Origin of the sequence: Crocosphaera sp., from assembly GCF_030064895.1 — a bacterium.
GTDB lineage: Bacteria > Cyanobacteriota > Cyanobacteriia > Cyanobacteriales > Microcystaceae > Crocosphaera.
The window spans coordinates 1-15,913 of sequence record NZ_JASJEB010000023.1; the positions used below are offsets into that span (position 1 = coordinate 1).

At 34.7% G+C, this 15,913-nt stretch carries 12 protein-coding genes; 7 read left to right on the forward strand and 5 right to left on the reverse strand.

Annotated elements, in window-relative coordinates:
- Nucleotides 1–899: 899 nt before the first annotated feature.
- Nucleotides 900–1,793 (reverse strand): acetylglutamate kinase, encoded by an 894-nt coding sequence (argB, locus tag QNJ66_RS08415; RefSeq protein ID WP_300505163.1) that lies wholly within the window; start codon nt 1,791–1,793, stop codon nt 900–902.
- A gap of 302 nt (nt 1,794–2,095) precedes the next feature.
- On the opposite strand from argB, the gene QNJ66_RS08420 reads away from it, so the two are divergent.
- From QNJ66_RS08420 to QNJ66_RS08430, 3 genes are all read left to right on the forward strand, one after another.
- Nucleotides 2,096–2,851 (forward strand): pantothenate kinase, encoded by a 756-nt coding sequence (locus QNJ66_RS08420; protein WP_300505245.1) that lies wholly within the window; start codon nt 2,096–2,098, stop codon nt 2,849–2,851.
- Nucleotides 2,852–2,871: 20 nt separating this feature from the next.
- Nucleotides 2,872–5,151, forward strand: coding sequence for an NACHT domain-containing protein (locus QNJ66_RS08425; RefSeq protein WP_300505165.1), 2,280 nt, complete (start codon nt 2,872–2,874; stop codon nt 5,149–5,151).
- An 814-nt stretch (nt 5,152–5,965) separates the two neighbouring features.
- Nucleotides 5,966–7,258, forward strand: coding sequence for a hypothetical protein (locus QNJ66_RS08430; protein ID WP_300505168.1), 1,293 nt, complete (start codon nt 5,966–5,968; stop codon nt 7,256–7,258).
- Between the two features lie 56 nt (nt 7,259–7,314).
- Here QNJ66_RS08430 and QNJ66_RS08435 read toward each other — a convergent pair whose 3' ends face one another.
- On the reverse strand, nt 7,315–7,659 hold the full coding sequence (locus QNJ66_RS08435) for a hypothetical protein (protein ID WP_300505170.1): 345 nt from the start codon (nt 7,657–7,659) through the stop codon (nt 7,315–7,317).
- Between the two features lie 214 nt (nt 7,660–7,873).
- Between QNJ66_RS08435 and clpB the strand changes: the two genes are divergently transcribed.
- A complete protein-coding gene (gene clpB / locus QNJ66_RS08440; RefSeq protein WP_300505173.1) occupies nt 7,874–10,540 on the forward strand; it encodes an ATP-dependent chaperone ClpB in 2,667 nt (888 codons plus the stop codon).
- 256 nt (nt 10,541–10,796) lie between these two features.
- On the opposite strand, the gene QNJ66_RS08445 is transcribed toward clpB, so the two are convergent.
- Together QNJ66_RS08445 and QNJ66_RS08450 are read right to left on the reverse strand one after the other, a co-directional pair.
- Entirely contained in the window at nt 10,797–11,189 is a 393-nt protein-coding gene (locus tag QNJ66_RS08445; protein WP_300505176.1) for a transcriptional regulator, read from the reverse strand.
- Nucleotides 11,164–11,472, reverse strand: coding sequence for a type II toxin-antitoxin system HigB family toxin (locus QNJ66_RS08450; protein WP_300505177.1), 309 nt, complete (start codon nt 11,470–11,472; stop codon nt 11,164–11,166). Before QNJ66_RS08450 ends, QNJ66_RS08445 begins: the two co-directional genes overlap by 26 nt.
- Before the next feature lie 67 nt (nt 11,473–11,539).
- Between QNJ66_RS08450 and QNJ66_RS08455 the strand changes: the two genes are divergently transcribed.
- The 3 genes from QNJ66_RS08455 to QNJ66_RS08465 all read left to right on the forward strand — a co-directional run bounded on the left by QNJ66_RS08455 (nt 11,540) and on the right by QNJ66_RS08465 (nt 14,057).
- Nucleotides 11,540–12,100 (forward strand): Uma2 family endonuclease, encoded by a 561-nt coding sequence (locus tag QNJ66_RS08455; protein ID WP_300505179.1) that lies wholly within the window; start codon nt 11,540–11,542, stop codon nt 12,098–12,100.
- Between the two features lie 77 nt (nt 12,101–12,177).
- Nucleotides 12,178–13,296, forward strand: a complete 1,119-nt coding sequence (locus QNJ66_RS08460) for an ATP-binding protein (protein ID WP_300505181.1) — start codon at nt 12,178–12,180, stop codon at nt 13,294–13,296.
- Nucleotides 13,293–14,057 carry a DUF3226 domain-containing protein gene (locus tag QNJ66_RS08465; RefSeq protein ID WP_300505184.1) on the forward strand — a complete coding sequence of 255 codons (765 nt, stop codon included), beginning with the start codon at nt 13,293–13,295 and terminating at the stop codon, nt 14,055–14,057. The genes QNJ66_RS08460 and QNJ66_RS08465 overlap by 4 nt, the downstream gene beginning before the upstream one ends.
- A gap of 99 nt (nt 14,058–14,156) precedes the next feature.
- Here the strand turns inward: QNJ66_RS08465 and QNJ66_RS08470 are convergent, their stop codons facing one another.
- Nucleotides 14,157–15,563, reverse strand: coding sequence for a DUF3370 domain-containing protein (locus tag QNJ66_RS08470; protein WP_300505187.1), 1,407 nt, complete (start codon nt 15,561–15,563; stop codon nt 14,157–14,159).
- Nucleotides 15,564–15,913 lie beyond the last annotated feature (350 nt).

The window sequence follows — 15,913 nt, forward strand, 5'->3', positions numbered from 1 at the left end:
AAAAGCGATGCAGCGCGGTCTTGGGGGTTTCCCCCATGAGCGACTGCATCAAGAAGCTTGTGGAGTCGGTCGGACGGGGGTGTTAAGAAATTAGCATCTAGTTACGAGGCAATCTGAAAGAAGCAAGAATCTCCCGTTACAATCTTTGATTTAACGGGAGAGTGTCAAAACTCTTACTCATTTATCACCCTTGCTAAATCATTTATTACTGTTACAAAATGATTAACTCTCATTACTCACTTCTTTCTCCTGCCTCATAAGACTATTTCTTATTAATAGCTAGATAGATCGTGTTTAAAGTAGGTTGGGTTGAGGCACGAAACCCAACACCCATAAGCTTCTGTTGGGTTTCACTATCGTTTTACCCAACCTACCAAGTTTCCAATTACTTTTACAAAACGATTGATCTATCTTAAATGGTAAACGTTTAATATAATCACGAATAACCTCGCCAGACAGAAAACCATGCCAGATTTAGCGTAAAGTGTAATACGTTCAAATTCGTCGTCGGTTAACCTAACTTTAATGCTTTTATCCCTGGCCATGTTCCCTTGATTGGAGTACAATAATCATTATAACCGAGTGACCAGTAATGTGGGCCGGTTAATACACAAAAACAAAAAAAGTACCATGAAAACTGAAGAATCAAAGTATAGGGTTTTTACCACTAATCCCTGGTAATGTAAAACTTTGAGGGACTAGAAAAACTGATACTTTTTGCGGTCGGGCAGCCCGTGTTATGGATAGAAACCAGGAAACAGAAAAGGCTTGTGGAGTCGGTCGGACGGGGGTGTTAAGAAATTAGCGTCTAGTTACGAGGCAATCTGAAAGAAGCAAGAATCTCCCGTTACAATCTTTGATTTAACGGGAGAGTGTTAAATCCTTAGATTACTTCTAGCTTAAGACTGATATTCTGATGCTACAATCATAGATCCAATACCCCGATCGGTAAAAATTTCCAAAAGAATAGAGTGGGGGATACGACCATCGATAATGTGGGCAGCTTTAACCCCTTGAGCCAGCGATCGCACACAACAATTTACTTTCGGGATCATCCCTCCGCCCACAATACCTTGAGCGATTAAGTCTCTAGCTTGTTTAATATCTAGTTTGGTTAAGAGTGTATTGGGGTCTTGATAATCTTCGAGAATACCTGCGGTATCGGTCAACAAGATTAATTTTTCTGCACCCAAAGCTGCGGCTATTTCCCCTGCTACAGTGTCGGCATTAATATTATGAGCTTGTCCTATTTCATCGGCAGCGACTGAGGAAATAACGGGGATATAATTATTATTGACTAAAGCATCAACAATTTTGACATCGACTTTGCTAACCTCTCCAACGAAGCCAATATCTTCTTTGTCCACACGACGGGCTTTAACTAAGTTACCGTCTTTTCCGCATAGTCCCACACCTTGGCCGCCGGCTTTATTAATTAAAGAGACTAATTCTTTATTAACCCGGCCAACGAGTACCATTTCTACTACATCCATTGTTGCAGCATCGGTGACCCTTAAGCCGTCTTTGAATTGGGGTTCAATGCCTAATTTACCTAACCAACTGTTAATCTCGGGTCCACCGCCATGAACAACTACAGGATGGACTCCTACACAAGCTAGAAAAATAATATCCCGAATGACTTTATCTTTGAGGGAACTATCTTTCATGGCAGCCCCTCCATATTTAATCACAACGGTGCGTCCAGCGAATTGTTGGATGTAGGGAAGGGCTTCGCTCAAAACTCGGACGCGGTTGGCATCGGCTTCTTGAATATACTCGTTTTCGCTACTCATAAATTAATGGTTATAACTCACATAGCCTTAAAAATGATAGCATTGTTAAGGCTAATTTTGTCAGAAATTTAATTATAAAATATTCTTAAATTATTTTTTGTTTTAGAATTGTTCCTAAACAAAATATTAAGTAGGGTACGTTAGGCAAACTATAATTTTTTGAGCATTTGCTATACTTTTTTTATGTCGTAAAGCACCAAAAAAAACTATTTTTGTTTGTTATGCCACGCTAATACACCCTACAATTATCTTAGCATAGTCAATAAAATAAAGATAAAAAAGAAAAGATTGTGAACAGTAAAATGTCGGAAGAATGGTTAGCTTTAATGATTGGTAATTCTCGACTACATTGGGGCTATTTTAAGGGGGAATTTTTACATAATACTGGTGATACTCTTCATATTCAGCAAATGGTTAATCCTTTGAGATTGCCTGATAATTGTTTTAGTTTTCCTCTGGCTGATTCTTTACCTTTAATGCTTGCTTCTGTGGTTCCATCTCAAACTAAATTTTGGCAAAGTTATCAAAATGTTAATCTAATTAGGTTAGAGGATGTTACCTTAAATAATCTTTATTCAAGTATGGGCATTGATCGAGCTTTAGCTGCATTAGGTGGGGGAGAAATGTATCAGTTTCCTTGTTTAATTATTGATGCTGGTACGGCTTTAACTTTGACGGGTATTGATAGAGATCGCACTTTTATTGGGGGAGCTATTTTACCTGGATTAAAGTTACAATTTGATTCATTATCTTCAAAAACAGCAGCTTTACCTAATATTAGTTTACCGAAAAAATTAAGCGATCGTTGGGCTAATAATACGGAGAATTCTATTATTAGTGGGATTTTATATACGGTTTTAAGTGGAATTAAAACTTTTATTGATGATTGGTTGCTCAAATATCCTGAAAGTAAAATTATTTTAACTGGTGGTGATGCTACTCAATTATATGATTATTGGCAACAAGAAAATTATGAACAATTAGAACAAATAATAGTTGATCATAATTTAATCTTTTGGGGAATGCGATCGCTTTATGTTTCAGGTTTGTACTTTTAAGAGTTTATCTATTTTTAGTTATGATCAAACAAAAATATTTACTACGTTTATTTATCCTAACTTTGAGTTTATCGATTTTCTTGGGTTCGGTTAGTTCTTCTTATTCTCAAAATCCTTCTTCTAACCTTTCTAGTAAGCAAATGGTAATTAAGGAGATTAAAGGATATGCACAGCGTCATGTTGATAATAATGAGAACATGAAAACTGAGGTTATTATTGAGCTTTATAAGGACAATACTATTGGACTGACAAAAGTAACAATTGCTGAAATTTATGAAACAGAGTATGCTCGACTAAAACAAGTAAAAAATCAAGATAGTAACAGTATTTTTTCACAATTACCTAAAGGTTTATATGGATGGATTGTTGCTGCTGTTCTTTTTATTTTATTGATTATTAGAGATTTAATTAAGGAGTTGCTAAAAACATCATTCAAGAATATAAGTAACTGGGTTTATCAGCAATTTTCGGGAACAGCTTTTTTTGAAGATATAAATCTCAAAAGTTATCGTCAAGCTTTGATTAAAAAATATGAAAAACTGAAGATAATTTTTCGTCCTAATTATCCTTTAGATATGAGAACAGTTTATGTTCCTTTGAAAGTTTCAGGAAGCAAAGAGTATAAATCAATTGAAGTTGATAATGCACTTAAAGATTATAAGCGTTTAGTAATAAAAGGTGCGCCTGGTTCTGGGAAATCAATGTTTTGTAGATATTTCTGTCTGTCTTATGCGGAGGGTAAATTAAACTATTTATTGGATAAACCTATTCCTATTTTATTGGAATTACATAGTTTAAAACATTCTAATCTGACTGTGGAAAATTTAGAAAAAATTTTAGTCAAAGTCTGTGCTTTAAATGATTTTCCTAAAGCAGATCGTTTTATTACTGAAGGTTTGAGAAAGGGAAGGATATTTTTATTATTTGATGGCTTAGATGAGGTTAATATTTCTGCACGCTCATCGGTTATTGAGGTCATAAAAAACTTTTTAGATACTTATGACAAATGCCGAGTTATTATTACTTGTCGTACAGCAGTTTATCAGAATCAATTTTTTGATGTTGTGGATCAAACTTTAGATATAGAAGAGTTTAGAGATAAACAAATTCGAGATTTTCTCAAAGAATGGAAGTCTCAAATGTCTCCTGGAAAATCAGTGGAACAACTGATGGAACAATTGCGAAAACGACCGAAAATTATGGAGTTAGCAAGAAACCCTTTATTATTAACTATGATTGCTTATCTTTATACTGATACACCTTTTATTTTGCCTCATTCTCGTATCGAATTTTATCAAAAAGCAACGGATACTTTACTTGAACTTCGAGATCAAATAAAAAATATACGGAATGAATATGAAGGAAAGAATAAAAGACGTATTTTACAATCTCTTGCTTTATATCTTTCTAATTCTCCACAACAAGATCGTCGTGAAATATCTTATGACATCATAATAAATAAACTTAAAGAAGTTCTCCCAAGTCTTAATTTAAGTCCCAGTGATACCAACCCTATTATCAAAGAAATTTGCGATCGCAGTGGTTTATTATTACGTATTGACGGAGGAGAAAATTATAAATTTGCTCATCTTAGCTTACAAGAATATTTTGCAGCAGAAGCATTAAGAGGGAGTGAACTAGAATTGATTAATAAGTTTAAAATTGATACAGTTGCATGGCGAGAAATTGTTAAATTATGGTGTGGTTTAGCCACTGATAGCACTAACTTAATTCGAGAAGTTTATGAAAAAGATCCTTTAGCAGCGTTGGAATGTTTAGCAGATGCTCAACTTGTTGATGAAACCCTAGCTAACAAAATTATCGAACATTTTAAACAAGAACTTCTCAATCAAGAAGATACAGAAAATATTGCCAAAGCTTTAGCTGCTGTTGCTGCTGATTATCGTCCCAGGGGAGAAGCTTTATTACAGTTTTTAGTTGACATTATGAATGAGGATGATAACTCTAGTCATAAACAAGCAGCAGCGAAGACATTATCTTACACAAATTTACCTAAAGCAGTGTATATTTTAGCTGAATACTATCATCAACCTCATTTATTACAAGTTCGTCAGGAATTAATTAGAATGGGTGACTTGGCTGTGTCAACCCTGGAATCTATTGCTATGGAAAATTGTGTCCAAGCAATGGATGATTTAGTTGCTATTGGAACCCCTGATGCTGCTGATACTTTAGAGAAATTCCTGCATAATCCTCAATTAAAAGAAGAAGCTGCTTATCGGGTGGCTGCTGTTTTAGATAAACTTAAAGAAGATGAAAATAGTAGCGGTCGCCTTTAATTTTTCTAATAACATGATATTATTTGAGTTCGGAGTTCGGAGTTCGGAGTTCGGAGTTCGGAGTTGTTATTTTGTTAAGGACATAATAGGAGTTTGAGACTTGAAGCTTATTAGTAAGCTATCCATAAATTCCCTTTCGTCCAACTCAAGTCATCAATTATGACTACAAATAAACCCGTTTAATTGAACATAATTTCAACAGTCCGTATCTAATCACATATTTACTCTATTTTATCAAGATATACTTTACAAAAGTTATCTATGGGTAAAAATGAACTATAAAAAATGAATGTTAGAATCTTGAAAATTTGTGGGGATATCAAGACAAAAAGTTAATTCAAGAACGGAGTAATTACTGTTACAAGGGGAAAGCCTTATTTTCGGATATAGTTAAAGCCCATCCTACCTAAAATATTTATAACACGAAAATAGCAAAAATGCAAATATCGGGCAAATTTAGTTAAAATATGGCAAAATTGCTTAATTATTAAGTTGTGTAAAGAGAGCAATTTGATTGAAAAATATCATATTTTTACTCAAAAAGTATAATCTTTAATTATATAAAATTAGCTAACTAAATCTTTCTGTTTTTATAACGGATAGAAAATTTATAGTCAATTATGATATTTATAACAATCAGTAATGATATGTGAGAAGCGAGAATATATCAGGACATAATAGTATTATCTCCCTACTATTGCCTCCTTGTAGGGGTTTAACACCGTGTTTTACCCAGAAAGCTAATGTTCTCACAACTGAAACCTGATTGCTATAGATAACAATTCTATTATAAGCCATCGAACTGGTAGAAATCATGAGAATTAATAGTTTACAGCTATTTAATAGACGAAGACGCAGACAAACAACAGAATATTTATCTAATGAAGATTATAGTTGGATTTGGGAACCTTTTAAAGACGCTAAAGATTCAAAGTTAGCTAAAACAGCTTGTTTAGTTTCGGAAATTATTGCTAATAGTTCCCCCGATAAAATTCCTAAAGTTCCTTTCAATCTTGATCCTCGTATTGTCATTCCTTTATGTGCGATTGTTCTTCAAAAGGATCTTAATAATCTTGGTCAAGTCAATATAGAAGAATTTTCTTCTAGAAACGACGCTGTTAATTACTTTCTTTTAAAAACACAACCTAGTTCTCGTTGGCTATATTTATTTGATAGTCTATCTCCTCAATTACAATATAATTTATGTTATATTTTTAGTCATTATCGTCTTTGTAATAAGAACGATTGGCGCAATTTATTCAAGCATAACAATTATGAATTTAATACAAGCTGGCATTATTATTTCATCCTTGCTATTTTCTTAGTTATTTCTGTAATAGCTATGATTAGAGGATTTGTTTTTATCAGAATTACTGTTAATATATTTCTGCGTATATTTGTTATTTTTAATTTTATTATACTCATTGCTTTTTGGTTTTATTGGCGAAAACATGGTTTTAAATTAACATCTTTAAAAGATATAAACCGGAATCATGAATTTATTAATTTTATTTATGATATTGGATTAATAGTATGTGGATTAGGAATATTAATTGAGATTTTTTTTCTTGAGATGTTTCTAGTAATCAGTAATATAACAAGCGAACCAAACTGGTTCGCACTTTCAACTTTTTTTGTCTCTTTCATTGGATTTATTACAAGTTTATTAATCAAAAATATTATCATCAAATCCAAAATAAGAAATGATTTTATAGCTGTGAATATTGGTGTAATTATTATTCTTGGTGGGATTCTTGGTGGGATTCTTGGTGGGATTCTTGGTGGGATTATTATTGTTGGTGTAATTATTGAAGGGATTATTATTGTTGGTGTAATTATTGAAGAGATTATTATTATTGTTGAGAGAATTATACAATCCTTGAAACCTTTATGTATGTTAATTATTATGTTTTCTCCTTTTATATCTAGTCTTTATTTTGTCAACTATACTCTCATTAATTTATTATCTTTGGGATGGATAGAAATATTGCTATTTTGGTTAACTACTTTAGGAATAGGTGGGATACTTTACTGGAGAGGAAAGACCCTTGATTATAAAGCGAGAAACCCCTTAAAAGGAATATTAGATAATACAATCATTCAATAATGGATAATGGATAATGGATAATGGATAATTGATAATTGATAATTAAACTATGAAAATTATTCATCATCTTGTTTGTTTCCACGTATTAAAAAACGTACCTCTTCAAGTAAGACATTAAATCTTTTATCACTGTCAGCTTGTCGTTGTTTCATCAACTCCATTTCTTCAGCGTGTTTTTGCTGTTGTTGTTTCATTAAGGCCATTTGTTCGTCAAACATATCCATTCTCTGTTGAGTTTGAGCAGCTACTTGTAATAAAGCTTGTGCCGTAACTCTCAACCCATCAACACTATCTTTAACTTCACTAATACTTTCTCGCATTTCTGTGATACTCTCTTTCATTTCACCCACAGAAGAAGCCAACTCATCCAACATTTCATCATTCCAACGTTCTGTCGTCATAGCATTTCCCTGATTTTGAATTCTTGCTTTATTTTACCAACTAACTAGAAAAAATATTATTGGCTGTAAACTAATTAACCTTCTTGTTTTCCCCTCTTCCAGTAGGAGATGAAATATTTTAACTGATAACTGTTCACTGATAACTGTTCAAGACCAACATTGATATACTATGCTTATAGATTGCTATTATATTGAGGGATAAAATTAGCCACTAATGCAACCTACTGACCCCGACCAGTTTACCGAACAAGCCTGGGATGCGATCGTAAAATCCCAAGAAGTCGCGCGACGCTTTAAAAATCAAAACTTAGAAGTTGAACACCTTGTTTTAGCCCTTCTAGAACAGGAAAAAGGCTTAACTTTGCGTATTTTAGAACGGGCCGAAATAGATATCCCTCGGTTGCAACAACAAGTGGAAACATTCACCAACCGACAAGCTAAATTTGCTACCGTCGAGCAGCTATATTTAGGCAGAAGCTTGGATATTATGACCGATCGTGCCGAAGCATCCCGTCAGAGTTGGGATGATAAATATATTTCAGTAGAACATCTCTGGGTTGGTTTTGCAGAAGACGAACGTATTGGACGAAAATGTTTACGCAGCTTTAACCTAGATCCTCAAGATTTAGAACAGGCCATAAAATCAGTGCGAGGGACTCAAAAAGTCACCGAAAAAGATCAAGAAGATCGTTACGAAGCCTTAGAAAAATATGGTCAGGATCTCACCGAAGCAGCAAGAGAAGGCAAGTTAGACCCTGTAATTGGTAGAGATGAAGAGATACGCCGAGTAATTCAAGTTTTATCCCGTCGTTCCAAGAATAACCCCGTTTTAATTGGAGAACCAGGTGTCGGGAAAACTGCGATCGCCGAAGGGTTAGCACAACGGATAATTAACGGAGATGTGCCGGAATCATTGAAAAATCGGCAATTAATCTCCCTAGATATGGGTAGCTTAGTTGCAGGGGCAAAATTACGGGGACAGTTCGAGGAACGCTTACAAGCTGTGATGCGAGAAGTCACCAACTCCGACGGTCATATCATCCTCTTTATCGACGAACTCCACAACGTGGTAGGAACAGGGTCACGGGAAGGTAGTTCTATGGATGCAGGGAACCTCTTAAAACCCATGTTAGCACGGGGAGAATTGCGCTGTATCGGTGCAACAACCCTCGATGAGTACCGTAAGCACGTTGAGAAAGATCCTGCCTTAGAACGGCGTTTTCAGCAGGTGTATGTGAAGCAACCCTCCGTAGATGACACTATTTCAATTCTTAGGGGACTCAAAGAACGCTACGAAGTACATCATGGGGTCAAAATAACCGACTCTGCCTTAGTTGCTGCGGCCACCTTATCAAACCGTTATATTACTGATAGATTCCTCCCCGATAAAGCCATTGATTTAGTAGACGAAGCTGCTGCAAAATTAAAGATGGAAATTACCTCTAAACCCGTGGAATTAGAAGATGTAGATCGACGCTTAATGCAGCTACAAATGGAAAAATTATCTTTAGAAGGAGAAGAACAAAGAGGAATTTTAGTTGTTGACAAATCGTCCAAAGAAAGATTAGAAAAAATTCAACAAGAAATTAAAGAATTAGAAGAGATACATGAAAAATTAGGTAGTCAATGGCAATCTGAAAAACAGATGCTAGAGGAAATAAATTCTCTTAAAGAACAAGAAGAGCAATTACGCCATCAAATTGAACAAGCAGAAAGAGATTATGATCTTAACAAAGCTGCTCAGTTAAAGTATGGGAAATTAGAAGGGTTGCAACGAGAATTAGAATCTAAAGAAACACAATTAATTGATATTCAAGACCAAGGAGAAACCCTATTAAGAGAACAAGTTACCGAGTCCGATATCGCTGAAATTGTAGCAGGATGGTCTGGCATTCCTGTTAACCGTTTATTGGGGTCAGAAAGGCAAAAATTATTAGACTTAGAAGGTCATTTACATCAACAAGTTATCGGTCAAGAAGAGGCAGTTTCAGCCGTTGCAGCAGCCATCCGTCGCGCTAGGGCCGGGATGAAAGACCCCTCTCGTCCCATAGGTTCCTTTTTATTCATGGGTCCAACAGGAGTAGGAAAGACAGAATTAGCGAGAGCATTAGCAGCCTTTCTCTTTGACTCCCAAGATGCCATGATTCGCATTGATATGTCCGAATACATGGAAAAACACGCCGTTTCAAGGTTAATTGGTGCGCCTCCTGGTTATGTCGGTTACGATCAAGGAGGACAACTATCAGAAGCCGTTCGCCGTCGTCCCTACTCTGTCGTGCTTTTAGATGAAGTAGAAAAGGCACACATCGACGTTTTTAACATTTTATTACAAGTGCTTGACGATGGACGCATTACCGATTCTCAGGGTCGTGTCGTCGATTTTCGTAACGCTATCATCGTTATGACCAGTAATATTGGTAGCGAATACATTTTAAATTTAGCCGGAGATGATGATAATTATGAAGCCATGCGTAAGAAAGTTTTACAAGCATTACGGAAGCATTTTCGCCCTGAATTTTTGAACCGTATTGATGATTTAATTATCTTCCATACCCTCAAGAAACAGCAATTAAGAAGTATTGTTACTTTGCAACTTAAACGCATTGAAAGGTTATTAGAAGAGCAAAATATTGCCATAGAATTGAGTGATGCTGCCCTTGATTATATCGTTAATTCTGGTTATGATCCTGTGTATGGTGCGAGACCTTTAAAAAGGGCGATTCAACGAGAGTTAGAAAACCCTATTGCTACTAAAATATTAGAAATGACTTTTGATTCTGGGGATACTATTTTTGTTGATTGTAAAGACAATAATTTGCTTTTTAATAAAGAAAAGAAAGATGAAGAAGTTCCCAATGTTGAGGTTGAAGTAGTTTCTTAATAGTAGGGTGGGCAATGTCAACCCTACGATTTATTGTTCTTATTTTTAATATCTTCTTTTAATTGTTTAAGCTGTGTACATTCAGGTTGATCTGTAAACATTTCTCTAGCCCAATGTTCACAATATAATTTCCTAGATATTATTATATCTCAATCACTCTACTGTACGCAAAGTGGTGTAATTACATAAAAATTTTTAAATTTGTTAGTAGCTTATGAGTATAATTTCGTAAATTTCTCAAGATTCAATAAAACCATTAAATAAGTAAACTTCCAAACTTCATCAATTTTTCAGCTTCTGAAGATGTTATTTTTCGTTTACCTTGTAACACATCTAAAACGACTTTCTCACTATCAAATATCTCTAAAAAATCTTGAGGAGATAGATTATCTTCTTCTATTAAAGCTTTAAGTAACTCAAACCCTTCTAATTTTGGAATAGGTTCAGAATTGTCTTCATATTCATAAATTAACATTCCTAATACTCTTACATATTCTCGATCTTCTGGTTGTAATATTCCTTGATCTAAAATAAAATTAACTCTATTTTGAGTTGCCATTAATTCCTCATCATTTTTAATGGGACGAGGGGGAAACTCCATTACTAACTGTAAATAATAATTATTAGCTTCTTTTAAACCAGTCGTCATTTTTCCAAGACTCCTTACTATAGTTTGCGTGAGTTAAAACTGCCCGAATAAAAACTAATTGTGCGTCATAATCAATATAAGTGATTAAACGGTAATTATTACCACTAATATTGAAAACTGTAAAATTTCCAACAACATCTGCTGAAGGAAAGACTTGACGTAGTTCAACAAAATTAAAGAAGTTATACTTAGATATCCTCTCATACCATAGTAGCAACCCTGGCTTGGCTGTAGCGTGTTTTTCCCAAAATTCTCGCAAGGTTCTTCGACTAATAACACGCATTTTAGTTTTATTGCTTCGATTTTCTTAAATAATTATATAATAAAAAGAAAGTCAGACAACGAAACCAATGGTTAAAACACCATCTAAACCTTTAACCCTAGAAGAATTTTTAAACCTCCCTGAAACAAAACCAGGGACGGAATTTATTCAAGGAAAAATTAGACAAAAATCTATACCACAAGCAGAACATAGTTTATTACAAGGTGAACTTTGTTCTGTTATCAATAATATAACAGAAGAGGAAAAAATTGCTTATGCTTTTCCAGAATTACGTTGTACCTTTGGGGGAAATTCTATTATTCCTGATGTCTCTGTGTTTCGTTGGTCAAGAATTCCTATAAATTCATCAGGAAAAATTGCCAACCGTTTTGAAACATATCCTGATTTGTCAATTGAAATTTTATCCCCTCGTCAAAGTTTAACGAGAGTATTAGAAAATCTGTTATATTGTTCTCAATATGGAACAGAATTGGGTTGGTTAATTGATCCCGGAGAAAAAAGGATTTTAGGTGTTTTTCCTGAACAAAAAGTACAATTATTTCGAGGTGATCAAGAATTACCAATTTTAACAGGAATCGATTTACAGTTAACCGTTGAACAGATATTTAATTGGTTAAAATTTTCTTGAAGTTTACCTAAGAATTACTATCTGCTATAATAAAAATAGTTGAAACTTAAACTAAAACATTATGGATTAGTGAACCGATGAAAAATTTAGAAAGTCTTACTATTCATCAGTTCCGAGGTTTAAAAGATGTCAAACTTGAAAACCTGGGTCAAATTAATGTCTTGGTTGGGTTTAATAATTCAGGTAAAACAAGTGTACTTGAAGCGATTCAAATTTATTGTAATCCTTTAAATATTAGAGTTTGGTTAAATGTTGCTAATCAAAGAAAACAAGATATAACTCTGCTAAAAAGATTATCAATAGAAGCTTTACAATGGTTATTTCCTGGTAGTAAAAAACCTATCATGATAACAACTCAAGGGATGTTTATCATAAAAAAAATTTATGTAAATTATAAAGCTGTAGAAGAAATAGGATTTTTTGATCGCAGAAGTGATCACCAATTAATGCTCGAAAATATTGAAGATATTGAAGATGATGATCTAAGAGAATCTAGAAATGTTGTTAAATTAAGTATAGAAGTGGGTTTCAATAATGATCAAAATGATCCTCAATTATTTACTATGACCAAAGAACTTGAAATACGTGATAAACATCCTATTTCTATTGATAGTAAATTTTATAGTTTATCCAGTATTTTCATTTCTGCCTATTCTCATATATCTGAAAAGGGTCTTTCTCGTTTATTATCGGAAGTAAGAATGCAAGACTTTAAGACAAATGTTCTTGAATTATTACAACAAGTTGATCCTAATATTTCTGATTTAGAAATTTTAAATTCACCTAGTTCAACTTCTTCTGGATTTGAAGTTTATATTCAACATGATCAACTGGGACTAACTCCAGTAAGTAATTTAGGGGATGGTCTTCGTCGTTTACTCTATATTTCTTTAATTATTATTCAAGCAAAAGGAGGAGTTCTTCTTATTGATGAAATTGAGTCATCAATTCATACCGAAGCGTTAAAATTTTCCATGCAATGGTTAGTTAAATGGTGTAAAGAATTGGATATACAATTATTTGCTACTACTCATAGTTTAGAAGCAGTTGACGCAATTTTAGAAGTAACAGAACCCACAACAGATTTAGTGTTTTATCGCTTAGAAAATAAAGAAACATACACTAAAGTTGTCAGACATCCTGGAGAAAGATTAAAAAGATTAAGAGAAGAGTTAGGCCAGGAGGTTCGTTGGTGAATCGTCAATATGCTTTAATTGGAGTAGAAGGAAATCATGATCAAGTATTTGTGGCCAAAGTTCTCAAAGAACTTTTCAACTTTCAGGAATTTAATGGTGATGAGTTAGAATTAGAAAAATTTTGGAAAAAATTTGTTCCTACTTATCCCCCTAAAAATGGTAAACTTTATAAGAGATTAGATATGCCCTCTATCTTATTTAATGATAAATTATCGGTGGGAATTTATGTAGGAGAAGGGGCGAATTTAATTAAAAACTTGACTCTAAAATTATCTGATATAGATATAGACAACCTGAGTGTTTTTGCTATTGTTGCTGATGCTGATGAAAATAGTCCTCAAGAGGTCGTTCAAAGTTATTATGATAGATTAAAAGAGTATTTTCCTAATTTTCCTTTAAACCCAGGAGAAATTGTCAATAATACACCACGTTTAGGAATTTATATCTTACCAAATAATTCTAATCAAGGAGTCTTAGAAACATTACTTTTTCAATGTGGAGAAGTTGCTTATCCTGACTATATAAAAAGAGCAAATAATTATATCGATCAATTTACTGAAGAAGAAAGAAAAAAATTAAAATTAAAATGGAAACCTTTTGATAAACAAAAAGCGATAATTGCTACAATTGTTAGTGTCCTGAAACCAGGAAAAACCAATACGGTAAGCATTAAAGATAATAAATGGATTAGTAAAACTACTAAAGAACAAGTCCCTGAATTAGCAAATTTTGTGAATTTTTTAGAAGAATTACTCAAATGAGAGAGATTCCTCCGAATAAAAAAGATAGAAATAAAAGGAATAACAAGTAAAAAATTGGGGGTGACATCAACCCGCATCACACCCCCTACACCAACACATTTATTCAGGACGATTACCATAGAATAGTTGCATAGTTTCCACAGTTAAAACTTGGGGAGGAGTTGCATCGGGAGGATAAAGAAAATCAACCTCAACATTTCTTTGTTCCCCTGGTTTCAAATTAAATCTGACCAAAGGTTCCCCTTTTTGTCCTTGTCGCTGTACTAGGTGGAAGAAGCGTTGTTGATTGCTTCCATCCCGATCTTCATAATTCACCTGTACTGTTCCACGAAAGAACACTTGACCTTGAGGACGACGGGAAAACATCAAGCGATCGGCGTATTCATTTTTCTTAAAAGGAGTTTGCAAAGTTACAGCAACCGTTTGGGGTTGATTAGTTTTATTAACCAAAGGAAGGGTTAAACTATAATGGACCCCATAGTTTCCGTGGGCTTGATAAGCGGTATCAGGATAACGTACTAACATAGGTGCGCTTTGTATTTGTCGAGTCCCGTGGGTTCCTGTTGTCACCGTACTCAGGGGATAAGAAAACGCCCCACCCCGTCGAGGAATACTCAAGTAAGGTTTACCAGGTCCATCGCTTAATCTTGCTTCCCATTCCGACCCCACAGAAATACCAGCAACACGGCCATAGATGGTTTTATCACCATAGTCTATATTTGGGGGAGTGGGTGCTAAGTCCCTGGGATAGATTAAACCACCTTTAGTAACAATCTGTCGCCATTCGTTGAGGTTGGGTTGTCGATAAGAAATCTTGACCTTTTCTTTTTCCCCTTCTTCATATTTAATTTGTTCTGCCACCTCATAAAGGGCTAAATTAGCCATATAAAGCGGTCCATCGCTATACACCTTCAAAAAAGTAGAACGCGCGCTACTCGGTTGAATAGGGAGGGTAAATAGCATCCGACTTTGGTAAGGTGGGATAACAATACGACGGGATAATTCTTTTTGGTTAACCCCTCGGAGAATGTCACCCATTAAACGGGAACCTGGGCCAGAAAACACTTTTCCTGATGGGTCTTCAACTATGGGAGGAAGATTAATAAAGGGTGCATCAGAAGAGTTGAGGTAACTAGCTCCTTGTTTAATATTAACCGTTATGGTCTTAGACGTGGGGTTATGTACCAAAAGACCTTGATAAAGGGTTTTGTTGCCTTGGGCCGGTCGAGAAATATGATGTGTGAAAACATCAAAACGGCCTTGTACAGGATGATTTAGATGCGCTTGAGGCTGTATTTTGCCATTGCTAGGAAAGGTAGATAATAAGACACCTTCCCGAGAAACAACTTCCGGACTATTGCTATTGAAAACGAGAACGTCATTAAGTTGCCCAGGTAAAGGGCGTATCTCTTGAGGTTGAGTGATAAATTGAGGATTCCTTTCCCTATAGGTTAAGGGATAGGACGCTGTTTGTGCGATGAGAAGTGATGATAGTAATGAAAGCATAGATATAAAACCAGCAATTTTCAAACAGAGTTAATTATTTTAACTTTTTTTCACATTGCCGTCATTGACTGGAATTTGTCAATCCCTATATAGAAAAGAACTAAAACAGGACAAATTAGTTCCCATTGCTCTTTTAAATCACTTCGAGCTAACAGAAGCTTTCCTTGAAGCGTTAGGATTGTTCCATTGAAATTTTAAATCTTAACTATAGAGAGAGACGGGGAGATGGGGAGATGGGGAGACGGGGAGACTGGGAGATAGGGAGACTGGGAGACTGGGAGACTGGGAGACGGGGGAGCGAAATACTTATATTATTTCTAGTGTTCAGATACTTCCCACACTTCCCACAC